Below are 25,121 nucleotides of genomic sequence, written 5' to 3'. Positions count from 1 at the left end.
TGATTCCTTATTTGTTAAATGTTATACTGGCGCCAATAGTAAATACTCTTGGCTGAGGATAATAACCACCATCCCAGCCTGCCTGGAGTGGGTTCCATGAACCAATTTCAGGATCCATGCCGGTATATTTTGTAATTGTAAAGGCGTTGGCCACTGTACCATAAACCCGGATTGAGTGCACGTATATTTTCGACAAAATACTTTCTGGCAATCGGTAACCCAAGGTGATGTTTTTGCACTTCAGGAATGACCCATCTTCGATAAACAGACTATTAGAACGGTTATTACCGTTGGTATTGTCGTTTCTCAACCCCACAGTGGTTGTATTCGGATTAGTAACATATACATTGTTAACATCGGATGCCGAGCCGGCTGGGTCAATTAAAGCCAAATGGGCATAATTTAATACTGATGTAAAATAGGTGCTATTATTTTGCGGATTGCTTTGTGCTACAGCCAGTTGATTAAATACTTTATTGCCATAGCTGCCGCTGAAGAAAAAATTCAGGTCGAAATTTTTGTATCTAAATGTATTATTGATGCCATACTGGAATTTTGGGAGCGGGGAACCCAAAAAAGTTTCGTCCCTTGAGTCAATAATACCGTCGCCATTCAAATCTTTAAACTTGCGGTCGCCGTACCAAATACCGCCCCCTACCGCAGAAACCGGATAAGGTACCCCGGCTTGGTTAGCTGGCAAGGCATGTGTTAGAAAATCTTTTGAGGTTGCAAATACGCCATCAAATACATAGCCATAAAATTCGCCGATGGGCTGCCCCACCATCGTTTTTTCCACCACATCGTTAATCACATAAGAGGTTTGGCTCAAGTTAGCATCAGATCCGCCTGAACCTAAATTAAGTACTTTATTGACATTGCGCGATAATGTAAGATCAGTTTTCCAGGAAAAATTTCTGCTGTTAATATTGGTAGAACTGACCCGGAAGTCGAACCCTTTGTTGCTTACAGCACCGATATTGACAAAAGGTGCCTGCATGGATCCAGGCGACCACCCTGATGTAGTACCGCTGTACAATGGCAACGGTACCTTTAATAAAAGTCCGTTTGTTTCGCGGTCGTAAACATCTAATGAAAAACTAATCCGCCCGTTAAAGAACGTACCATCAAGGCCCAAGTTATAATATTTTGTTTTTTCCCAGGTTACAAAAGGGTTTGCCAAATTGTTTTGAAACTGTGCCGTACCCGATAAGCCATTGGCCACTGATGAAAGTTGGGTCACGAAAGTATTGCCGGGTATGCCCTGATTGTTGGTAAGCCCATAACCAAGCCGAAGCTTTAATTCATTTATAGATTTTACGCCTTTTAAAAATGCCTCATTGTTAATTTTCCAGGCGACTGCGCCCGAATAGGTAACAGCCCAATTTCGGTTGACCATAAAATTCGATGAACCATCGTCCCGAATATTACCGGTGATCAGGTATTTATCGTTCCAGGAAAAATTAACACGTCCGAAATAGGATTCCTGTGCCGTGCCGCCATTACCTTTAGGGCCTGAGTTATCGCCACTATTTCTGGCTGTAGTCGCATCGCCGGAATTAAGGGCCGTCACATTGTTTGAAGGGAAATTTGTCCGTGAGCCGCCAACATTTTCGAAAGAGCTCATCTGCGCTTCATGCCCTGCCAAGACATTTACACTATATTTACTAAAATTATGGTTATAAGTAAAAAAACTGCGTATTACCGTATAAAAATTTTGGCTTAGGTTCGAATTAGCTCTGTTAATACCATTAGTAAATAAACCAAATTTATAAGTTGGGTTAAAATTATCTTCAGAACTAAAATCGAAATTACCGGATACTTCATTGCGCAACGACAAATCTTTAGTAAATTGTATTTCGGCATATGCATTGCCAAATATCTGGTTCCTTCTCCTTACGTTTGTGACAATCTTGGCCATTGCCACCGGGTTAGGAACAGGTGCAGTATAACCGTTCGGGTTGGTAACACCGCCGTAGGAGCCATCAGAGTTTTGAACCGGAACATCTGGTGTCATGTTTAACGCCGAATTAATTACGCCCGAGGCAGTAGTATTTTGATTTTCATAAACATGGGCCAATTGAAGGCTGGTTCCTACTTTTAGCCAATTAGTAGTTTTGTTATCTAAATTCAGCCTTACGGAGTATCTTTTAAAATCAGATCCAAGGGCTATCCCTTCCTGGTCAAAATACGAGGTTGATAGTAAATATTGGGTTCTGGAATCGCCACCGCTTATTGTTAGGTTATGGTTGTTCATTGGCGCCCTGCGGAACAGTTCTTTTTGCCAGTCGGTACCTGTACCTAAATATTGAGGATTTTCGAATTCGGGTCTGGCATCGAAGCCCCAAACTTGTGCCCGGTCATTCAAAATAGTAGCGAGCTGTTGCAAGTTAACTACAGGGAGTTTCTTGGGCAACTCCTGATCACCTGTATAAAAATCATAATTTACCGTTGGCGGTCCGACTTTACCCCTTTTTGTAGTGATAACAACTACGCCATTGGTTGCCTGCGAACCGTATATGGCAGTCGCGGAAGCATCCTTTAATACGTCTATTGATTCAATTTCAGCAGGATTGATAGTGTTTAACGGATTTCCACCATTCCCGGGGTCGCCAACCGGGGGAATAATAATACCATCTATCACATACATTGGCGAGTTAGAACCACTTATGGAAGATACCCCCCGTATTTGAATAGAGACACCGCCACCTGGCTGGCCCGACACTTGTTGAACAACAACCCCGGCAACTTTACCTTGCAGGGCCTGGTCAAAAGTAGTGGGTTGAGTTTGGCGCAAATCGTCGCCCCTTATGGAACTGATAGAGCCGGTTATATCCGGTCTTCGTGCTTTAGCATAACCAATAACAACAACCTCGTTCAAATTGCTGGATGTTGAACTGAGCCTGACGTTAATTGAACCGGCCTGCTTAACAGTTATTTCCCGTGGCGCATAGCCTAAAAAGTTAAAAACGAGTACCTTGCCCGGCTCAGCCGCTATATTGTAGCTGCCATCAATGCTGGACACAGTGCCCAGGCCTGTCCCTTTAATTCTAATGCTTACTCCGGGTATTGGCTGGCCATCGTCGGCGCTTGTTATTTTACCCGTAATACTTACGGTTTGTGCATGGGCTGAAAAATAAAGAAACATGCCCGTGATAAATAATGAAATCTGGTGTCTCATTCTTCTTTGTAAATTTTTATCCATCTTTTAAAAGGATTTTAAGGTTTGATAATTGGTTCATTGGTGTTTGGTTAGTAATTAATTGGTTTTTCTCTCATTCATAATTTATTTGGTTATCACATCTTTTAGACAGCCCAAAAGCAACCTTTGAAAACTACTTTACTGTTAGTTTCGTTACATGAAACGGCTGCCCGAACAATCAGTTAAAAAACTTCAGGTGCAGTCAGGCGCATGTTTACTAATTCAAAAAAGTTAACTGTTGGTTCTATTGGTTATTGGTGGGACATGGTTTCAAGGCAACCTTCTTTAAGTAAATTACTTTGGACCCATATTCCGGGGATGAAGCTATGGTAACTTAAAAAATGGGAAGGGGTAGTTTTAGCCAAAAGTATAGACCAAAAATCCAAACTTCATATCTACTTGTAAATAAGCCACTTAAGAACTAAGACTAACTTATTTTACCATAAATACCGAACGGGAGTCGTAATTTAGAGCCGAACGAACCGTTTTAAATGCAAATCACCAATGGTCATTGACCGGTCAAAACAAACGCTGACAACAGCTTCGCCTTTGTTATGACACGTAAATTTGAAATAAACAATAATTGGTGCATCCAAGCCTTTCCGCTTCCTGTATAAATGCTATTCTTTTTTGGGGCTTACCGAACGGTAAAAGGCATATCTATATTTGCAACACCGTTTTGAATATATGTTTTTGCCCGGTGACTTGTCGCTCATTCGTTCGCATTCACAGCAAACAAACAGCATAGAGATCGTTATTCTTTACTTTCAGCTTCGGAATTACTTTTTTTCCGACGAATGGAATTGACATACGCAGAAGGAAGTATGTTATATTCTTCCTTGAACATTTTCGTAAAATGCTTGGGGGTATGAAAGCCTACCTCGTAGCAGATCTGGCTAACGGTCATCTGGCTATTCCCGAGCAAATACGCTGCTTTTTTTAACCTTATCGAACGGATAAATTCACCAGGCGATTTGTTCGTGAGCATCAAAACTTTATTATAAAGCGATCCCCGGCTGATGCCCATCTGACGACCTAATTCATCCACTGAAAGGTTGTCGTTTAAGATATTAAGTTCTATGTACTCAACTATATTCTTTAATAGTATTTCATCTTCGTTTTGTAAAGGTATTTCCTGCAATTGAACGTCCATTTGCTTTTTGTATGTCCGCTTATAGACATCCTTAAGTACGAGGATGTTTTTGATCTTCGAAAGAAGTATCTCAAAATTGAAAGGCTTTGTTATGTAATCATTAGCTCCAATTTCAAGACCTTTCAATTGTTCGCTTTCGCCGGTTAGCGCGGTTAACAAAATAACCGGAATATGCGAAGTGCGGCTGTCATTCTTTAGTTTTTTGCAAAGGTCAATACCTGTCATTGCGGGCATGCTAATATCACTTACAATAAGATCCGGGTGCTGGGATAACGCTTTCTGCCAACCATCTTTTCCATTTACAGCTTCAACTAATTTATATATATCCTTTAAATTATCTTTCAGATAAAAACGAAAGTCATCGTTATCCTCTACCAACAGAACCACCGGCTTTTTATTTGATCGCTGCGGTTTGACGATACTTTTATCTTCAATGTGAGTAATCTCGTTTACGATTTCCTCATCAATGTCATCGTCCGATGGCAGATCTATATCTCCACGGTTATAGATGACAAACGGCAGTTTAACGGTGAAGCAACTGCCATGATCGGGCTCACTCTCAACGGTTAATTCGCCTCCATGCATCTTCACAAACTCATGCGTAATTGCAAGGCCAATGCCGCTGCCCTGATTAATCATCGACTCTGGAATGTCGTGTTGAAAAAACCGTTCGAAGATTTTACTTTGTTTTTCATGCGGAATACCAATACCGGTATCAATCACCTTAATTTCAAGCGGGGCATCGCCGGCTTCGCTATTTACATTAAGCAAAACGCTTACCTGGCCGCCAGGCAGTGTAAATTTAAAGGCATTTGAAAGCAGGTTAAACAATATCCTTTCTATCTTATCATGGTCAAAACTGGTAAACAGCGAATCGATCGAGGTATCAAAAATAAAATTAATCTCTTTTTGTTCAGCGATATCAGTAAATGAAAGGTATATCTCGTTGATGAACTTCACCATATCCCCCGGCTTGCTATGTAGTTTCAATTCCTGAATTTCCATCTTCCTGAAATCAAGCAACTGGTTTACCAGGTTCAATAATCGCCGGGCGTTTTTTCCTATCATGCCCAGCTGTTGTTGCTGTTCCTGATCAGCTCGGGTAAGCATTTTTTCGACCGGTGCCATGATCAGCGAAATCGGTGTTCTGAACTCGTGACTTACGTTGGTCAAAAACTTGGTTTTCAACTGATCAAGATCCTGCATTCGCTTAATCTCCTGCCGCTCCTGTTCAATTATCAATTTTGCTTCCTGTTTTTCTTTCTCTGCTATGAATTGTCTTCTTATTTTCTGTATTCCGCGCCGGCGTATAAAAAAGAGGGTCCCGGTTATCAGCAACAGGTAAATAACATAAGCTAAAGTAGATTTCCAAAAGGGCGGCAATACCTTAATTTTTAAAGAAATACTATGCGGACTCCAAACACCTTCAGCATTGGACACACGTACCTTAAAAGTATAATCTCCCCCATCCAGATTGGTATAACCGGCTTTTCGCGTTTTATTATCTACATTTACCCATGCCTTATTAAAGCCCTCCAGCATATACTGATATTTTACTTTACCCGGATTCATATAATCGAGGGCGGCAAATTCTATCGAAAAGATATTTTCGTCGTGATTAAGGACTATTGAATGTACTACTGATATACTTTTTGGAAGGATAATATGGCCGTTAACCGCCTCATTTGCTGATATGCTCTTATTGAACAACTGAAAGTCGGTAAAAATTAATCGAGGCCTGGCGGTATCGGGTTCAATACTTGCGGGGTCGAACAGATTAAAACCATCTGGGCCCGCAAATATCAATTCACCGGCGCGTGTTTTTAAAGCTGCATTTATGTTGAACTCCCGGCCCTGCAAACCATCTGTATCGTCAAAACTGTCGAAGTGAAAATTGAAAGAATCAGCTGTTGGTGTTAATCTGACGCGGGCTAACCCGTTCGAAGTGCTTAACCACATTACCCCTTTGTTATCCTCCAACGTATTGGTCACTGAATTAGCCGGGAGCCCGCTTTTTTTTGTCAGCGAGATAACAGTGTTTGTTTTGCGATTCAACACACACAATCCGCCCCCGGCCACTATCCATATCAAACCCCGGCTATCCTCATTGATATTGCTTATTTCATTGTCAATTAAACCATCTTTTGCGGTATAGTGGCTTGCCCGCCGGCCGTCCTTCCATATAACATCTACCACCCATCCTCCCCCTATCCAGATATTGCCTTGTTTATCCTCGAAGATTGAGAATATGATAGTAGAGCTGATATCAGCCTGCGTTAATGGATGGTAAAATATTTTTTTTGCACGGTCGAAAATTTCGAGGCCCCCAAAAAGCGTTCCTATCCACAAACGGTGAGACGAGTCTTCCAAAATGCTAAATACCCGGTTATCAGCAATACTGGTGGCCACGTTATCGTTGTGTTTATAATGGCTAAACGTTTTCCCGTCAAAACAATCCAAACCGCCAAAATAGGTACCTATCCATAATTTTTGGTCATGATCTATACAAAGGCTAATAATTACATCGCTCGATAAGCTGTTGCCGTTGTTAGGATTGTTTTTGTATTGGGTGTATACGCCCGTTTTGCGATTAAAATAAATGAGGCCGCCGCCATTGGTGCCGATCCATAAATTCCCCAGTTTATCTTCTACAAATTTATTGATATCGTTAAACTTTAAACTAGCCGGATCAGAATCTAAATGCTTGAAAAGCGGGAACTTGATAATATTTTTATGATAATAACTTATTCCCTTTTTATTAGTACCGGCCCATATAATACCTAAGTTATCCTTATAAAGTGTTGCTGTGTTTTGCCTTAATGATGTAGGGTCATCTCCCTTATTTAGCAGGTAGGTGATTGTCCAATTCTTTTTATCCAGCACATTTACCCCGCCATGGTCAGTCGCGATCCATATTAAGCCATCATTAGCCTGAACAATGTTGGTAATAAAGTTCGTTTTTAACTTTATCCCGGGTGATTCTTTATCAATATGCCTGAAAGTCCTTGTTGAAGGCCGGTAATAAAATAGGCCCAAATCATTGTACGGCAAGTAAAACCATAAATCACCATCGCGGTCGACGAGTAATGCATAACGATCTTTCTTATTATTAGTTACCTTGTTAAATATGTTGGTGCGATAGCTGATCCTGTTAAGTTTAACATCAAGCATCTCCACCATTCCGTCAGTATAAACTATCCAAATATTGCCTTTAACGTCGGCCGTGATATCCGCAATGGAACCTGGGTATAACGAGGGGCCCCCGTTAACACTGTGAAAATAACGCGTCGTCTTTTTGTTTATGGCGTTATATCTGTAAATGCCCGAATCAGCATATAAAAACCAAAAGTCTGCAGCGCTGCTGCGTTCAATTTTTTGAGGATCATTAACGGGCAGCTTCAAAGGACGTGACACTAATGACATATCATTATTAAACCGCTCGGTTTCCGGATCATAGAAACAGAAGCCGGTGGTGGTTGATATCCATAATTTTTTGTCAGGGCCTTCAAAAATACTTCTTATGTAATCGAAATTAATAGAATTTTTATTATTTGCGTCGTGCCTGAATACTTTAAAGTTATAACCGTCATACCTGTTGAGACCTAAAGAAGTACCAAACCACATAAAACCCTCAGAATCCTTAAACATGCTAGTTACCTGATTGTGCGACAGCCCGTTACTTATATCAAGGTGCGAAAACCGGTATTGATTGCTTTGCGCAAAATTGTTCGTGTAAGCAAAAAACAACACTGAAACGACAATATAAAGTTTTAAACGCATTAAAATTTAGTTGAGATCTTCGAAATCGGGAACCTGGCCCTTTAGCAAGCCGGTACTCTAAGATAACATAAAAGTAAGATAAAATCGTAATTAAAGAGATAAAAGTGGCAATTCCTTATCTCATCACCAAAACATAAATAACCAATCTCTGAAGCAAACGAGTTGCCATGCTATGGCACGGACCATGCCTGAACTTACTGCTGTCTTTTCATCGAAAATCTGCTTGAGGGCATAAAAAAAACCCTTTTACCGCTGTAAAAAGGCTTTTTAGAAAAGGGTCCGAGACTGGGCTCGAATCAGTTATTTATGAAAGCAAATTCCATATTCTCGCAGTCATATAAACTAAAACTATGGTAACTCGTTTATCAAGAAATATTGTTGTATGCCTTCAGACACTTATTTCAAATTCCGCGGCCGGTTTGAGTTAAACCCTCATCGTTACGATATCGGCTGGCCGATATTTACAGACAGAGTTTTCGGTTTAAATTTCTTTGTCAATAAGATTTATAAGATCAAAAAAGATGAGTACGCTACGTTTTACAATTACCAGTTAAATCATTACCTTAAGGGTAACGTCGGCCAGGAAGAGGCTTTTTTCGATCATGTTTATGATATTGTAAATACCAGGATTAAATTCTACAAAGGCCTTAAGCCATCTGCTCAGGGATTGAAATTTACGGCCAAACTGGAAGCTTTTTTGGCATATCTGGAAAGTATAGATCAGTGGCACAAAACACAGCCCTTGGAATCAGTCATCGCTGATAAAAATAAACAGATTGACCAGTTAGAAGCAAAAATCAAAGAACTGGAGAACCAGGTTAAAGATTACGTTAAATATGAAGCCGGTGAAAAGATCGTCATCAGCAAGGACGGCCTGCCGGTGTTCATTGACCTGATTGATCAAATAAGGGATTTGAAGTTGCCGAACGATAATAAATTGGTAAACAGCCAAACGGCAAGCCCCTGGTATAAATTGATCGCCAAGAATTTTTTAAACGGAGATAAACCTATTGCAATCGGCACCGCCCAGAATTATTTCCCGGCCGACAAGGATAACCCGCCGCCGAAATACACGATCATCGCCGAAAAAGACAAACTCTTCAAAATTATCCAAAAGCCTAAGAAATAGGCTTTTGCCTTTTCATTCATGACCAAACGCCTCCAATGGTCATTCATTTTGCTGTTTTAGCCCTCACTTTTGATTCATTGTATGCAAGTGGCTGGCATTTTATGGTTCCGCTGAACAGGTTTAATAAGAAAGGAGGGCATCACCGTGCAAAACTAAAGGAGATTTAATAAACAAACATTTGGGGTCACCCTATTAAAATCCCTAAGTAATAAAATAGGGCTTGCTCAAATTTGGGCAAGAATTATTCACGAAAAAAAATATCAACTATGACAGCAATTGAATTGATCACTAAGGAGGATTTAAGGGAGTTTAAAGGGGAGTTATTGAAGGAGATCAAACAACTGATGCAGCCGGGACAGGGGCAATCTAAGAAATGGCTAAAGAGTGCGGAGGTAAGAAAGCTATTGGGCATTTCGCCCGGCACGCTCCAAAACCTGCGGATCAATGGTACACTACGCTTTTCCAAAGTAGGCAGCATCATGTACTACAAACTGGAAGACATCAACAAGATCTTGGAGGGTGAGGACAAATGAAGTTGCAGAAGGAAATTTTTAGAGAATTGGCGGGATACGCAAACCTGGTCAGACGCATGGAAAAGGACGACAGGTTATTGCCTACCCACCTCAGTCTATTCACTGGTCTATTTGTTTGCTGGCAGCGTAATGGTTTTGTAAGCCCGTTCACTGTGACCCGGAAAACGCTCATGGCGTTTTCCAAAGTCGCTTCGATAGCGACATATCATAAGTGCATCCGGGAACTGGATGAGTTTGGTTATATCCGTTATCAACCATCCTATCATCCAAAGCAGGGTAGTCTAGTTTACTGGCCAGAAACCGTAGACAGTTAGCGGCGGTATGGCGGACGAATCCGCGCAAAGCTTCGCTTTGCGAAACCGGGAAACGTCATACCGCCTGCGGTATGCAGCCCATATACAGATAGCTGTATATATCAGGGGACAATTCTACGACCAGAAAGGAGCGAGTTAATGTTTTTGCTACACAAAAACCCGGATCGACCCCGTTGGGGTGATCCGGAACTCGCTCCCGTTGGTCGATTTTGAGGAGGGTTTTAAGGGATTTTTTTTATGACAGGATTAATTGAAAACGATAAAACACAAAAAAGGCGATTGCCCGGCAGACCGAAAAAAACGGTCAGCCGAAGCGATTTCCTGATGGTGCGGCTAACGCCAACCGAGCGGGTTTTAATCGAGGGGCGGGCAAAAAAGGCTGGGCTGAAATCTAGTGAATGGTTTCGTCGTGCTGCCAAAAGTGCCAAGGTTTTCCCGCGATTTACCGTAGAAGAAAGTAGCTTGTTCAGGATGCTGGCCGGCCTTGCCAATAACCTGAACCAGTTGACCCATCTCGCCCATGTGGCGGGATTATTTTCACTGGGATTGAAATGCCAGGCTATGCTTCGGCAGATCGATGAGTTATTAACCAAACTTAATAGCCATGATGGGTAAGCCGATAACCGGGAGAAGTTTTGGCGGCTGTATCCGTTACGTGGTCAATAAGCAGGAGGCAAAAATCCTTTCTGCTGAAGGGGTGCGGATGCAAGATGCCAACGCGCTTACACAAGACTTTAATCTCCAACGAAAGATGCGGCCGGAGTTAGGTAAAGCGGTCGGGCATATCGTACTTAGCTGGAGTAAGGAAGATTTGTCCAAGCTGAGCGATGAGATCATGGCGGAGCGGGCGAAAGAGTATATGGAAAAAGTAGGTATCCTAAATACCCAGTATGTAATCGTTCGCCATAGCGACAGGGAACATCCTCACCTGCATCTGATCTATAACCGGGTAGATAATAACGGAAAGACGATTACTGATAAAAACAACTTCGCAAAGAATGTCAAAGCCTGCAAGGAGATCACCTTAAAGTATGGTTATCATTTGGGAGAGGGAAAAGATTTGGTAAACCGCCAGGCATTGCGGGGTAAGGAAAAGGTCAGGTACGAATTGTATGATGCTATTAAAGCAGCGGTTAAACATTCCGTAAACTGGAAGGAGTTGGAAGCTGCATTGCAAAAGCAGGGTATCACAATAGATTACAAATTCCGTAGCGGTACACAGGATGTACAGGGTATTTCTTTTCAGAAAGGGGATATCAAAATGAAAGGATCGGCAATTGAACGGAGTTTAAGCTATTGCAAATTAGGTGCGGCTTTGAACCGGAATCTGCAAGTTCAACAATACCATGCAGCAAGAGAAGCTAATCAGCCATCATTGGCCAGCCAGTTACGGTATGCTATTCAGCAATGCGTTAAGGCCGAACACAAGAATAGTCCCGATGGCGGTAAAGGGCTATTGGCAACCTTGCTGGAACCTCAATTTACAGCAGCGGCTCCTGACCCGATGGGCGATGCGGATATAGCGCGCAGGAAAAGAAAGAAGCATGAAGCGGAACATTCCCAGTCCCAGGTAATAAGCAGGTAAAATGATTAATTAAGGTGGGTGTTAAACAATTAAATCAGGTGTTATGCAACAGGAAGATTTAGAAGAAAAAGTAACGATGCTGGAAGAGTTGATTCAGGGCTTTATCGGAAGAATAACGATCATAGAAACCGAAATGCCGGGATTTTTAAATACCTTTTTACAGCAATATAAGGAAACATTGGAAAGGATCGCATCCCGGATAGAGCAATCAAATAAGAGATATGACGACCAAAAGATCCAGCAGCAGATAGATGAGGTAAAAAAACTGGTAGCGACTGTTCCCAAAGTCATTGGAGTTAAAACCAGCCATCATTTCGGACGATGGTCGAAAAGCTTGATTATAGGGATAGTAGTTGCTTTTATAGCAATGGCAGGATCTATTGGAACAGCTTTATACCTTAACCACCAAAATGACCGGCTAAACAGCGAAGCCTATAACTTCTGGTTGGTAAGGGCAATATATCCTACAACAGCAGACAGCGTGCTATCCAAATTAAAGAAAGATCCAGATGGCTTTTCGGCAAAGGCAGCGAAGGCAATGGAAAAACAACAGGCTATTGCTGCTGCAAAGGCTATTGCGGAACAGGCTGAGAAAGATCAGCAAGCGGCAAAAGAGAACTTGGATAAGTTGAAGTCGGCCAGGTGATATAAGTGAGCCATGCAGCTGCGGCAGGTGGCTGCATTTCACCACGCGCTGCGCTCCGGGTCCCATTTCGCCATCAGCCTCGCTGCTGCACGTGCCGGAGTGCATTCGTTCCTCATACACACCGGCCTTTCCCGGCGCGGGTTAGCGGTTAGTCACAGCACCGCGGTCACAAAATTAGCTAACGCAGGAAAACGGTAAAGGGTATATAAACGGGGCAGGGTTGTTTGTTTTTGGCTTGCCCCGCCCTTGACCGTTTTCCTGCTTTAAGCTCCGGGTGTTTAAGCGGTGCAATGAATAGGTGTGTTACTAACGAAGCCTCTAATTAACTCTAATTAAATAACCTGCTAATTATACTTAGAATTACTAATATCTCTAATTAAACTCTAATTAAAACCATTAATTAGAACTCTTTTATAACGACTATTCTTTTGATCTTTTTCTTTCCTCCTTCCCTAGCTTCCACTGTGGCTTGGAATCACTTCCTTCATTCCAAATCGATCCTTTCTTTCGCATCTCTGATATCAGATTGTTTATTTTAATTTTTTTCTGATGTTCATTCATCCAATCTGGTAACTTCGTCCACAATAATTCATCTATGTCCTTCCGTTCTAAATGTCCATGTTGATGAATTGATTTCTTGACCAGATCAATATAATAGGCTTTATCTAAAGCCCTGTTTTTAGAATATTCCGCTTTTTGCCCTGTTTGACTGGCAACATCAAGTGAAATATAATAATTAGGTTTTCTTCCTTCTATTAACTTCTTCATCCGGAGATGCTTTTCCTCTACGGACGTAAGTTTCTTCCTTTTTTGAACTTTATCCAACAGGATAATCTCATCTAAAGTGAGGTCTTTATGACGTGCCAATACCCTGGCGAAATCAATATCTAAAACCTTACCAGCCAAAGCCACTTTAACTTTACCACCAGTTAAATCATAATCAGGTAATGGGAACAACCTTTGCCTCTGGAAGTTAAAGATTTTCTTGATACCTCCTCCCGCCGTGTCCACCATCTTCAAATTGAACATAGCGGTTGCTAAAAACTTATTACGGTAATGTTCTTCCGGTGCATCATCCTTTACAACGCGTTCGACAGAACCGGGAATAAAAGAACCATAATTGGTGAATATCAAAGCTTCGTCTTCGATCTCCACTACATTAATTCTTCCACCTAATGTATAATCCTGGTGAGCAATACAATTGTTTAATGCTTCCCGGATACTATAAGGTTCGTAACGTAAAGTTTCTTCGGGAAATAAAGTCGTCTCTGTAATATATCGATATTTGAGGTTCCTTATCTTGGCATATACCTTGTCTACAGCCAGCAATAGCGGACAATTAAATATTTCGTAATCCTTGTCTGTATTGTGGGTGTCTTTCAGCACCCACCTGATCTTGATCTCTGCCGGGCTTAAAAAGTGTTCGGATTCTTCGCGCCCTAAAAGGATGAGCGCTGTCCTGGTAATTTTATCCTTGATCGTTATTTTTGCTTTATTTAGAAAAGTAACATCATTCCAGGTGTCAATTTCTTCAGCTTTATCCGGAAACTTGCTTCTATAGTTTTCCCTTGCAATTTTTATTGCTTCAGGGTCAAGATCTGCAATAGTCGCTTCTTTAATAATACCTGCGCTCCAATCCTCGCTGCTGCGTTGTGTACGGATACGCTCAATCTCTTCTATATTCAAAGGCACTAATTCTTCGCCGTCCCTGCCGTAATAGTGACCGTCGAAACTTACCGGCAACCCTCTGGGCGCTGGTGGGATTTGAAACATTAACACTCTTCCTTCAGGTAAAAAAAGTTCATGGATTTCCATGAAAGTAATCCGGTTACTCGTTTTATTAGCAATCTCCCCTTTAAGACTGTCCAAATCTTTTCGGCTGGGTCGAAAGGCTGTTCCTACAACGGTATGATCATTTTTAACTCCCATGATAAACCAGGCATCAGCCCTGCCGTTAAGATTGGCTTCATTTGAAAGCGCTGAGAAATATTTACCAAGCTTAGTTAGATCATACGTATTCTTTGCTTCTTTAAATTCGACGGTCTCGGTTTCGGCTGGAAGTGCTACTAATTCGTTAAACTTTACTTGAAGCGATTTTTGATCCATTATTCTTATTGTGCTGTATTCAAAGTTACGTTAAAGGTGCTACATTTAAAAAGACCCTTATTTGCTCAAAAATTACTCAAGGACGCAATATAATATCTTAGGTAAGTCAGCAAGGTAAACTCCAGGCATATTGTTGGTCCATTTAAATCGATTACCTCTCGGTGCCTGTCCGCTGATCAACTGACTGATATAAATAAAGCACGTTGTTTAAAAGTTTTCCTCTTTGTGACTCTAAAATAACGCGCTCACCGTCATTTCCGGTACAGATAAAGACGCACTGCCTTCATAAATCGTATCATCGTTATATTCTGTCTTATTATATATAAGGTCAACAATGTCTTTCGTCCCTTGAGCTCACCGTTAAGGAACGCGATCAGTAACACTCGGTGAGGATCTGTGCGAAAATTATCTTAAAACCGAAATCGGTCAATATAAATATAGTTTTTTAGGCATGCTTAAATAATTAAGCCGTTTCTATCCGGGAGAAACAGAAACGGCTTAATAAATAATTGATGTTAATGGAAGTTAAAATCATACGGATTTATACTTTTTTCGCAATATGGCCATATCTGCGCCAACTTTAATATCAAGCACCTTAGCGTAGTGCTGAGTCGTCTTGATATTGGTATGTCCAAGCATTTTGCTTACACTCTCAATAGGCACGCCATTGGCTAATGTAACCGTAGTAGCGAAAGTATGCCGTGCCATGTGAAAGGTCAAAAGTTTGGTTATACCACAAACGTCCGCAATCTCTTTTAGATAACTGTTCATTCTTTGGTTGCTCAATACTGGTAAAACAAGATTTTTATTTACACATTGAGGATTATCGGCATATCTTCCTACGATATCTTCAGCCGCCGCCAATAAAGGTATCCTTGACGCAGTATCTGTTTTCTTTCTGGTCGTAAATATCCATTGTTGACCATCGACTCCTTTAGCAATCTGATGGCGCTGCAATTTTTGCACATCAGCGTAAGCCAAACCCGTGTAGCAGCAGAAAACAAAGGTATCCCGAACCTGGATCAGCCGGTCGATGCTAAGTGGTTTATTCGCTATCATCTCTAGTTCATCCTGAGTTAAAAACTCCTTTTCCTTAGCTTTCACTTTTGAGCGGTAGTTAACAAAAGGATTCTCAACGAGCCACTTGTTGTTTAAGCAGTTGTTAACGATTTTTCTAAGGTGCTTGATGTATTTGGCAGCAGAAACGTCGCTGCATTTGCAGGTGGCCTTTAAATAGAACTCGTAGTTGAGTATAAAAGCATGATTCAGACTTTTAATGTCAACATCAACAACACCATATTTATACTTTACAAATTCAGCCAGGTGCTTAAAAGAGCTACGGTAGCTTTTTAACGTATTCTCTTCAAATCCATTTCCGATCAATGCTTTTACCTGATCGTTGTGCTCACTAAACAATGACACTACGTGGTAGCGCTTTTCAGCCCGTCCTATAAACTGATTACGCAATTTATCCGCAGTGATCGCTTCGCCTGCAATTAGCAATTGCTGATGAGCACTATTTACTTTGGTGTGTAAAATATCCAGATAGCTGTTCAGTGCCCTTATATCTTCTTTAGTACCGATTCCTCGCCCGGCATGGCTATTCCAACGGGACGGATCACACTCCCTTCCTGCAGAAAATTCAGACCTTTTACCGTCAACGGTGATCCGCATATAAATGGCAGCAGCGCCTTCTTTGTAGTTTTTTTGCTTCCTTAAGTAAAAAAGCAGATGGAAATTACTTTTCATAACAACGTACTTTAAATGATCAAAAGTAAGTTTGCGAGCATCTTCCATCAAGATGTTCATCTTTTGAACAGCTTGAATGTCAATCAATTACGGCATATTCGGTGAGTAGTATTTTGTTCTGAAGGTACTCACCGAATTTGACACCTTTTTGTTAAAAATCAGTGCATTTTTTGGTGTTTTGACCATAAAACAAAAGCCTGCAATGATTTGATTTGCAGGCTTTTACATCATTTTGATACTGTTTTCAGTGGTCCCGACGAGAATCGAACTCATATCTAGAGTTTAGGAAACTCCTATTCTATCCGTTGAACTACGGGACCTGTTATACCGATAAAAGGCAGAACCTTTAATCAGCTTGCAAAGGTGCAAATTATACCTGAAAAATCACATGCCTTATTGGCAAATTTTTATCGGCACGGAAATGCTGCTCCATCTGCACATCTGAAACGGCGAAGCCTTCAACGAAGTTAATCTATAATCTGCATCTCTGCTACCTAATCACCGCCCCTGTATGAAAATCTTCCACCGGTGCAACAAAGCTTAATTTGCCTTCGCTGTTTTCGGCCATCAGGATCATCCCCTGCGATACGATGCCTTTTATTTCACGCGGCTCTAAATTTACGAGGATGCTCACCTTTTGCCCGATGATGTTTTCCGGCTCGTAATATTCAGCAATACCCGATACCACTATGCGCTCATCGATACCTGTGTCAATAGTAAGTTTCAGCAGTTTTTTGGTTTTGGCAACTTTTTCGGCAGCAAGGATGGTTCCGGTGCGGATATCCATGGTAGCAAAACTATCGTAATTGATATTTTCTTTGGCTGGTTGTACAACAACCGCTTTTACCGGCACAGCAGCTTCCTTTTTGTCCTGTAGTTTTTTTAGCTGAAACCCGATAACTTCATCTTCTATCTTTTCAAACAATAACGCAGCAGGATTTAATTGATGACCATTATTAAACACGATCTCCTGGTCGTAAGTAATAACCTCGTTGGGCATATTAAGCATGCCAATGATCTTTTTGGCTGTCGCCGGTAAAAACGCCTGGGCAGCAGTTGCCAGGTGACCGATGATAAGCAAACAGTTATGCAGCGTTTCTTTAGCGCCCTCAGGATCGATTTTAATGGCTTTCCAGGGTTCTTTTTCGGTAAGGTAACGATTACCAAGGCGCGCTATGTCCATTACGGCCTGCAGCGCCTGGCGGTAGCGATATGCTTCCAGGTTTTTTTCTATCTCATCATAACAAACACCAATTTCGGTGGCCAGGTATTCGTCGTTAAGTTCAATTTTGCCGGCTGCGCTTTCAATTTTACCATCATAAAATTTATGCATCAGTATCATTACCCGGTTTACAAAGTTGCCCAATATGGCCACCAGCTCGTTATTGATACGTGCCTGGTAATCTTTCCAGGTAAATTCGCTGTCGCTGGTTTCGGGTAGTATCGATGTTAACACGTAGCGCAACTCGTCCTGCTTACCCGGAAATTCTTCCAGGTATTCGTGCAGCCAAACGGCGTGGTTACGGGAGGTGGATAGCTTATCGCCTTCCAGGTTTAAAAATTCGTTGGCAGGTACGTTTTGTGGTAAAATGTATTCGCCATGCGCGTGCAGTATAGATGGGAAAATAATACAGTGAAACACAATATTATCCTTGCCAATAAAATGCAGCAAACACGCATCGTCCTGCTCATCGGCTTGTTTTTTCCAGTATAATTTCCAGTCCTTATCGTTGTCTATTGCCCATTGTTTGGTGGCCGAGATATAGCCTATCGGCGCATCCATCCAAACATATAGTTTTTTGCCTTTAGCTTCTTCCAAAGGCACATCAATACCCCAATCTAAATCGCGGGTCATGGAGCGGGGCTGCAGGCCCGATTTCAGCCATGATTTACATTGGCCAAATACGTTTGTTTTCCACTCGCCTTCTTTGGTATCTATCCATTGCTCCAGCCATGGCTGGTATTTATCCAAAGGCAGGTACCAATGTTTAGTAGGTTTCAATATAGGCGTTTTGCCGCTTAGGGTTGATACCGGGTTAATCAGGTCGGTAGGGTTTAACGATGTGCCGCAACGCTCGCACTGATCGCCATAGGCATTTTCATTGTGGCAGTTTGGGCAGGTGCCTGTGATGTACCTATCTGCTAAAAATTGCTGGTAATCCTCGTCATAATACTGCTCGCTGAATTTTTCGATAAACTCGTCCTTTTCGTAAAGGTTCAGGAAAAACTCCTGCGACAAATCATGATGTATAGGCGACGATGTACGGTGATAAATGTCAAATGCTATCCCAAACTCTTCAAAGCTTTCTTTTATCTGGGTGTGGTACTTATCAATAATAGCCTGGGGGGTAGTGCCTTCTTTTTTTGCCTTAATGGTAATGGCCGCGCCATGCTCGTCAGATCCGCAAACGTATAATACATCCTTTTTTTTGAGCCTCAGGTGCCTTACAAAAATATCGGCAGGCAGGTAAGCGCCCGCCAGGTGGCCAATATGGAGTGGCCCATTAGCATAAGGTAATGCTGATGTAACCGTATATCTTTTATATTTGTTGAGTTGTGACATGAATAAAGCGACGTTATAAATAATTTGCAAAGATAGGTTTTTAGTCGGAAAGTCGGGGGAGGAGTCGGAAAGTCCGAAAGTCCGAAAGACGGGAAGACTGAACATTTTTAGTATATATATGGAATCACCTGCCAATCCCGGGCCTTCGCCCGTCCAAACTTCCCGACTTCCCGACTATCCAACTTCCGGACTACCTCCTTACTTAAAAAAAGGCGATAAAATTGCCATTGTATGCCCGGCAAAAAAACTGCCCAATCCAATGACAGATGCGGTTGCCCTGTTACAATCATGGGGATTGGAAGTTGTATTGGGCCAAACCGTAACAGCATCCTACCATCAATTTGCGGGCGATGATGAATTGCGGGCTAAAGACCTGCAACGTTTTATTGATGACGACAGTGTAAAAGCCATTATAGCCGCGCGCGGCGGTTATGGTACGGTAAGGATGATTGACAAGGTAGATTTTTCCTGTTTTGTTAAAAACCCAAAATGGCTTGTTGGCTTTAGCGATATTACGGTATTGCATACGCATTTGTTTGCCAATTATGGCATGCAAACCATTCACGGGCAAATGCCGGTTAACATTCCCGATGCATCCGCACGGTCGTTAGATACACTGCGAAAGGCGCTATTCGGCGAAGAATTGACTTACGAATTTACATCGCATACCGCCAATCGCGTGGGCGATAGCAGCGGCCTGCTTATCGGTGGCAATTTGTCGTTACTTGTAGCAGTCTCGGGCTCGGTATCTGATATCGACTACACAGGCAAAGTGTTATTCATCGAGGATGTAGGCGAATATCTTTACAGTATAGACCGTATGCTGCGATGCCTGGACAGGGCGTGTAAGCTCAAAAACCTGGCAGGCCTGGTGGTTGGCGGGTTTACCGACATAAAGGACAACGACATTCCCTTTGGCCAAACCGTGCCCGAAATTATTATGGATATTGTACAGCAATATCATTATCCGGTATGTTTTGATTTCCCGGCAGGGCATATACCGGATAACTGCAGCCTTATACTGGGCCGCAATGTAACCCTGAGTGTTGGAGAGCAGCACAGCCTTTTGACATTCATTTAACACCCGGGGATTAAAAACAGAGGCTATTGTAAGTCAACAGTACGAAGTCGTAAGTCTAAAGTTGATTTTTTTCTTTTTTCGCTTAGAACTTAAGACTTTGGGCTAAAGACGATCCGTTAATTTATCATTGACATAACTCTATAGGCAATCAAAATTAAAACATCATTTTACTCATTATTACATGGCATTATTTAGCAATTTAGGCAATTACAAAAACGTTGGTCTTTTAATTATCCGCGTGGGTTTGGGCATTATGTTTATTTACCACGGCTATCCTAAACTGATGGGAGGACCTAAGGAATGGACCGAGCTTGGCGGATCAATGAAATACGTTGGCATTCACTTTTTACCCATGGTGTGGGGCCTGCTTGCTGCGGCCACCGAACTGCTGGGCGGGTTCCTGCTGATTATCGGGCTAGCATTCCGCCCGGTATGTATTTTACTGTTTATCAACCTGGTTATTGCTGCGTTAATGCACTTGCGCACCGGCGGCGGACTGGGCGAAGCAGCACACGCTGTCGAAGATGCTATAGTGTTTGCCGGCTTAATATTTATAGGGCCGGGCAAATATAGTGTAGATAAAAAGTAACCCAAATTAGCAAGCGGGCTGCAAATAATGTGTCCCGATTGCTAATTTATTGATTCAGATAATTGCCGAGGGCAGCTAAAAACGCTTCATTAATGTCGTCGTCTTTGTGATCTGTAAAAAAGGTTTTTACCTTTTCCGCATCTGCAGCAAACACTTGTTTAAGTGCCTTGTTTTTTAAACCAATTTTTTGTAGCGCCTGTGTTTTAGCATCAACTACGTAGTAAGCCGGTTCATCAATATACTCATCATATTTGTTGCCGCTTGATGATATACCATCGTTTTTATAATCGGCTTTGATAAACTTTGTTTTGGTAAGCTTATATATTTTGTACCTACTCCCGGCTGCCAATACTTCGCAATAATGGGTGGCATCAATTGCCGGCACGTATTCAAAAGCCATAGCCTTATCGGCCTTACTGTAAACTACAAAGTTTTTTACATGTTCCTTATCAACAGCAATGGCGGTTTGTTTATCCTGGCTCAATAGCAATGCGCCGCCCATTTTATCATAATTAAATGTATAATTCTCGCTGTTTACGGCATTGCCCTTGGCGTCGGTAACATAGCCTTTAACCCAGGTGTCAAATAAATACCGGCTGCCTTTGGTATCTTCATTATTAACCAGGTTATAGGCCATCCCTGTGCCTGAGGTTATCCCGGTTGATGAAATGCCGTTTGTACCTGTCTGCGCTTTTAAAACACTCCCTGTTATCATGAACAATGCAAGCGTTGCTATATATCTTATTTTCATTTAAAACCGGTAAAATTTTCACTTAAGTTACAATAAAAAAGACCGTTAGGTTTTATGCTAACGGCCTTTTTTTGAATATAGTCTTATCTTCTTTCTTAATTCAATGAATCAGCAAGGTTGCTCAGGAAGATGTCGTTAATATCATCATCAGCGTGATCGTTAAAATACGCCTTTACTTTATCCGCATCGGCAGCAAAAACCTGCTTAATAGCCTTTGCTTTTAACGAGATTTTTTGCAAAGCCGAGGTTTTAACATTAAGCACATAATAAGTTGGCTCGTCAACGTATTCGTCATAATGGTTTCCGGTTGATGTCATACCATCGGTTTTAAAATCCGACTTTACGAATGTTGTTTTGGTAAACTTATAAACTTTGTATTTGCTACCGTCTGATAATACCTGGCTGTAATGTGTTGGATTTATCGCAGCAACCAATTGGTATGTTTCAGGCTGATCGAGTTTATTATAAATCGTAAAGCTTTTTATCTGGTCGCGGTTTACATCAACAGCGGCGCGCTTATCTTGCGTTAATAACAATGATCCATTTATTTTATCATAGTTGTAAGCAAAATTATCGTTCTTAACTGTCGCTCCGGTGTTATCAACCACATAGCCTTTAGCCCAGCCATCGCCAACTAAATAACGGGTACCTTTGGTATCTTCCTTATGGCTTACATTAAATAAACTTCCGCTCGCGCCCGATACGTTAAAAAAGGTTGTACCCTGGTTTTTATTTTCCAAAGCAGCGCCTGCCGCCGGTTTATTAGGATCTTCAGGTGTCAGTTCCTTAGCAGCAGATTTACCGTGCTTAAGCACAACCACCAGGTTGTCCTTTGCATTTACCTTTTCATCACGATAACCCCTGGCACTTACTATCAAAGCAGTATTGCCCGTTAACGGCAAGGTAAAAAAGCCGGTTGAATCGGTATAGGTTGCCGTTTTTGTATTTGCTTCCTGTACCAGGGCCGAAGCAACAGCTTGCCCATTCTCATTTTTAACTGTACCCGAAGCGGTTGTTTGCGCCATTGCAAAATGAGTAGCTGCAACACATAATAAGGTAGGTAAGATTTGTTTTTTCATTTCAATTATAATAAGTATTAAAGTTAACTATAAATATAAACAGATTCAAAATCAAACATTTATTTATTTTTATATAATATCTGCATACCGAAAATTTGCATCCGTTTGTTAAACCCATAAACAATTACAACAATACATTGATTGTTAATCAGATAACGCAATTATCCTTTTGTTTGATACAACAGCGTTTAATTAAATTTTATGATGATAACAACACTGGCCTGTTACAACGCTTGTTTATCAATTTTATTTAAAAACATAAGAAAAATGGCCGGTTCAAATGAATGAACCGGCCATTAAATACTATTGTGTTATTCTTTTAACAATTACTTGGTGTACTCGTCAATAATTCCTCTTGAAGCCGTTGTGAAGAAAAATCTGAATAACTTCAATGATTGTGCGTAAGTATATACACCATTTGGATCAAATGGGGTAGTATGATAATTTGCCGGTAAAAAATACGGACCGGTAGCCAATACTACACCACCAGGTGTAAATAAGTCAGCTATATCAGTACCGTAAAATTTAATTACAAATTTCGAATAGGTTGCTGTAGGGCCATTACCAGTTTTAACAAAGGTTACATCGTAACGTGGCGCGGTGTAATAAGACGTTGTTACCGTAAACTCCGTAGGGCTTATCGGGTTAAAAATCGAAGTACCTTTATTAACACGATTGCTTGAAGGGGCACTTGCTGTTGTATCTGCCTGCTCCCACCTGGTGTAAAAGTGATTGTATGTTCCTGCAAAGTCGTTACCAATAAAGTGGTAATACTTAACCGTGAAGTTACCACTTAACGCTATAGATGAGCTAACTATCTTGATAGGTAACATATAGCTTTTTGATGGATCAAGCTGATTTTTGTAAAAAGTTACCGGGATATTGGCTAACCGTGATCCGGCTTTTATAGTTACAGATGTTGCCCCTATTTTGAATGAACCTGTTGGAGGTGCTTCATAAACAATTGCTGTGTTTGCAGCGTTATAGGCTGTAAGCAAAGTATTATCTACCGCTATAGTTACTGTTACATCTTTTGTTGGCGGGTATTGGCCGGTAATGTTTACCTGCAGCGTTTTTACAATGGTATCAGCAGCGTCGGTAATTGCAGCTTCGTTAAAGTAAGGCGCACCACTGTGTACCAGCTCCGTGAAAGCACCGATATTTGAAAAATCCACGTTTGGCTTATCCTTTAAGCAAGATGTAAGCGAGACGGTAAGGACTCCTAATAGTATGATTAATTTTTTCATTTCTTTCGTTTTTTAATTGTTCTTAAATATAAGCACAGCTGCTTATTTCATCCAAAATATTTTAGATGTGAATAAATCTGTACCTGTACCGCCCGATGGCACGTTAGCCGAGTTCAAGGTAGTTTCATTAATAGTATAAGGGAAACGATAAGGAATGTGTGTTACCGTAACACCTGGATAATGAGAAACCGGAAGGTTGCTTGGGATATTTAATCTTCTCCAGTCGCTATATGACTCTAATGGGTCAACCGAGTTCATTGCAGCCCATTTTTGCGTAATGATGGTGGTTATTTTATCTAACGAAACTGAATAGTTGGTTAAAGCATCTGGCTGACTTGTATAGTCAGCTGCTCCCGATACGCCAAGGAATGCAAAATCAGCCGCTACTGCCGCATTATAAATGGTCCCGGCATTACCTGCAAGATAACCGCGTTGAACAGCTTCGGCTTGTAAAAACAGGCTTTCAAATGCAGTAATAAGCGGTGCCGACTGAGTTGGGCCCTTTTGTTTGCCACCAGATGTAAAACCAGTACCAACAATAGCCGAGATAACAGAGTTTGACTCACCATTACCATTGGTACTGCCGTAATCCCTGCCTTTTACTTTAGCCCTGTTTGTAGCAACTGTACCATCTAATTGGGTAGTATAAGCGATAGCCTCCTGACCTGATGGCGCATAGATTGCATTTATACGTGGATCGTTATTGTCCTGGTAAAATTTCACAGCAAAGCTGTTTGCACGGTAGTAGGTGGTATTTAATCCATTCTGACCGGTTGCGTTGGCAACCAGATCATAATAAAGAGGATTTAACTGTCCGCTTGTTGCATTTGAATAACCAGGATTAACAGACGCATCTACCGTTAAGAAATCGGCAGTTGCCATACCCGATAAAGCAGTTTTAACACCTGCGCTACCTAAACCAGCTTCGGTTTGGCGCATTAAAAGTTTCAATTTTAATGTTTTGGCAAACGCTATCCAGTTTGTCATGTTACCGCCAAATACTACATCGTAGTTGCCCGGATTTATGGCATTGGTTGGTGCAGCTTTTATAATAGTAACCGCCGAATCGCACTTAGCAACCAGGCTTTTGTAAATAGTAGCCGGATCATCATACTTGTATGAGAATGTTGCATTTGTACTAAGTGCCTGAGAATATGGCACGCTGTTGTACAAGTCAACAAGGCGCTGATACATAAAAGCTTCCATTATGGTAGCCATTGCTTTGTAGTATGACTGTGTTGGATCAGTACCGGCATTTTTTAACAACAGGTTGTAATTTGATAAAATGATGTAAGCGTTATCAAAGTTACCGGTATAGTTACTACTGGTTATCTGGTAAATTACGTAAGTGGTGCTTGGTGTAAAACCACCGCTTTGTGTCCAGTAGCCCATCCAGTTATCCAATACGTCGGAGTTACCCCCATGCATTAAAGACGCAGTTGCAGTTAATGACGAGCTTAGCAGATATTGTGACGGTGCAGAAGTTGGCGCGTTAGGGTTAACTTTGTTAACATCAAATGTTCCCTTCTGACATCCTACAATACCCGTTAACAGCAGCGCAGAGAAAAGCAAACCCAGGTTAACTTTTCGCTTAAATATTGTTTTCGTTTTCATTTT

The 25,121-nt window shown here is 41.4% G+C and carries 16 protein-coding genes and 1 tRNA gene; 7 read left to right on the top strand and 10 right to left on the bottom strand.

The window, feature by feature from the left end:
- Positions 1 to 7: 7 nt before the first annotated feature.
- Together AC1DU2_RS03125 and AC1DU2_RS03120 are read right to left on the bottom strand one after the other, a co-directional pair.
- Positions 8 to 3,178 carry a SusC/RagA family TonB-linked outer membrane protein gene (locus AC1DU2_RS03125; protein ID WP_477382722.1) on the bottom strand — a complete coding sequence of 1,057 codons (3,171 nt, stop codon included), beginning with the start codon at positions 3,176 to 3,178 and terminating at the stop codon, positions 8 to 10.
- A 775-nt stretch (positions 3,179 to 3,953) separates the two neighbouring features.
- Positions 3,954 to 8,132, bottom strand: coding sequence for a hybrid sensor histidine kinase/response regulator transcription factor (locus AC1DU2_RS03120; RefSeq protein ID WP_477382721.1), 4,179 nt, complete (start codon positions 8,130 to 8,132; stop codon positions 3,954 to 3,956).
- A gap of 382 nt (positions 8,133 to 8,514) precedes the next feature.
- Between AC1DU2_RS03120 and AC1DU2_RS03115 the strand changes: the two genes are divergently transcribed.
- The 5 genes from AC1DU2_RS03115 to AC1DU2_RS03095 all read left to right on the top strand — a co-directional run bounded on the left by AC1DU2_RS03115 (position 8,515) and on the right by AC1DU2_RS03095 (position 12,339).
- Positions 8,515 to 9,261, top strand: a complete 747-nt coding sequence (locus tag AC1DU2_RS03115) for a hypothetical protein (RefSeq protein WP_477382720.1) — start codon at positions 8,515 to 8,517, stop codon at positions 9,259 to 9,261.
- 266 nt (positions 9,262 to 9,527) lie between these two features.
- Positions 9,528 to 9,794, top strand: a complete 267-nt coding sequence (locus AC1DU2_RS03110; protein WP_477382719.1) for a helix-turn-helix domain-containing protein — start codon at positions 9,528 to 9,530, stop codon at positions 9,792 to 9,794.
- Between the two features lie 551 nt (positions 9,795 to 10,345).
- Positions 10,346 to 10,723, top strand: coding sequence for a MobC family plasmid mobilization relaxosome protein (locus AC1DU2_RS03105; protein WP_477382718.1), 378 nt, complete (start codon positions 10,346 to 10,348; stop codon positions 10,721 to 10,723).
- Positions 10,713 to 11,693, top strand: a complete 981-nt coding sequence (locus AC1DU2_RS03100) for a relaxase/mobilization nuclease domain-containing protein (protein ID WP_477382717.1) — start codon at positions 10,713 to 10,715, stop codon at positions 11,691 to 11,693. Before AC1DU2_RS03105 ends, AC1DU2_RS03100 begins: the two co-directional genes overlap by 11 nt.
- 43 nt (positions 11,694 to 11,736) lie before the next feature.
- Entirely contained in the window at positions 11,737 to 12,339 is a 603-nt protein-coding gene (locus AC1DU2_RS03095; protein ID WP_477382716.1) for a hypothetical protein, read from the top strand.
- A gap of 420 nt (positions 12,340 to 12,759) precedes the next feature.
- On the opposite strand, the gene AC1DU2_RS03090 is transcribed toward AC1DU2_RS03095, so the two are convergent.
- The 4 genes from AC1DU2_RS03090 to metG all read right to left on the bottom strand — a co-directional run bounded on the left by AC1DU2_RS03090 (position 12,760) and on the right by metG (position 18,757).
- Positions 12,760 to 14,445, bottom strand: coding sequence for an RNA-binding domain-containing protein (locus AC1DU2_RS03090; RefSeq protein WP_477382714.1), 1,686 nt, complete (start codon positions 14,443 to 14,445; stop codon positions 12,760 to 12,762).
- Positions 14,446 to 14,976: 531 nt separating this feature from the next.
- Complete coding sequence (locus AC1DU2_RS03085; protein WP_477382713.1) at positions 14,977 to 16,242, bottom strand: site-specific integrase; 1,266 nt, start codon at positions 16,240 to 16,242, stop codon at positions 14,977 to 14,979.
- A 200-nt stretch (positions 16,243 to 16,442) separates the two neighbouring features.
- A tRNA-Arg gene (locus tag AC1DU2_RS03080) sits at positions 16,443 to 16,514 on the bottom strand.
- Positions 16,515 to 16,684: 170 nt separating this feature from the next.
- Positions 16,685 to 18,757, bottom strand: coding sequence for a methionine--tRNA ligase (gene metG, locus AC1DU2_RS03075; RefSeq protein ID WP_477382712.1), 2,073 nt, complete (start codon positions 18,755 to 18,757; stop codon positions 16,685 to 16,687).
- A gap of 118 nt (positions 18,758 to 18,875) precedes the next feature.
- Here metG and AC1DU2_RS03070 point away from each other — a divergent pair, with 118 nt between their 5' ends.
- Positions 18,876 to 19,838, top strand: coding sequence for a S66 peptidase family protein (locus AC1DU2_RS03070; RefSeq protein WP_477382711.1), 963 nt, complete (start codon positions 18,876 to 18,878; stop codon positions 19,836 to 19,838).
- Positions 19,839 to 20,019: 181 nt separating this feature from the next.
- Complete coding sequence (locus AC1DU2_RS03065) at positions 20,020 to 20,427, top strand: DoxX family protein (RefSeq protein WP_477364208.1); 408 nt, start codon at positions 20,020 to 20,022, stop codon at positions 20,425 to 20,427.
- A gap of 46 nt (positions 20,428 to 20,473) precedes the next feature.
- Here the strand turns inward: AC1DU2_RS03065 and AC1DU2_RS03060 are convergent, their stop codons facing one another.
- The 4 genes from AC1DU2_RS03060 to AC1DU2_RS03045 all read right to left on the bottom strand — a co-directional run bounded on the left by AC1DU2_RS03060 (position 20,474) and on the right by AC1DU2_RS03045 (position 25,118).
- Positions 20,474 to 21,178, bottom strand: coding sequence for a hypothetical protein (locus AC1DU2_RS03060; RefSeq protein WP_477382710.1), 705 nt, complete (start codon positions 21,176 to 21,178; stop codon positions 20,474 to 20,476).
- Positions 21,179 to 21,273: 95 nt separating this feature from the next.
- Positions 21,274 to 22,257, bottom strand: a complete 984-nt coding sequence (locus AC1DU2_RS03055) for a carboxypeptidase-like regulatory domain-containing protein (protein WP_477382709.1) — start codon at positions 22,255 to 22,257, stop codon at positions 21,274 to 21,276.
- Positions 22,258 to 22,583: 326 nt separating this feature from the next.
- Positions 22,584 to 23,504, bottom strand: a complete 921-nt coding sequence (locus tag AC1DU2_RS03050) for a DUF1735 domain-containing protein (RefSeq protein ID WP_477364217.1) — start codon at positions 23,502 to 23,504, stop codon at positions 22,584 to 22,586.
- A gap of 42 nt (positions 23,505 to 23,546) precedes the next feature.
- Positions 23,547 to 25,118, bottom strand: coding sequence for a SusD/RagB family nutrient-binding outer membrane lipoprotein (locus AC1DU2_RS03045; RefSeq protein WP_477364220.1), 1,572 nt, complete (start codon positions 25,116 to 25,118; stop codon positions 23,547 to 23,549).
- Positions 25,119 to 25,121 lie beyond the last annotated feature (3 nt).

Source organism: Mucilaginibacter sp. P4_C11, assembly GCF_056402115.1.
This window is presented reverse-complemented; position numbering and strand designations above follow the sequence as displayed.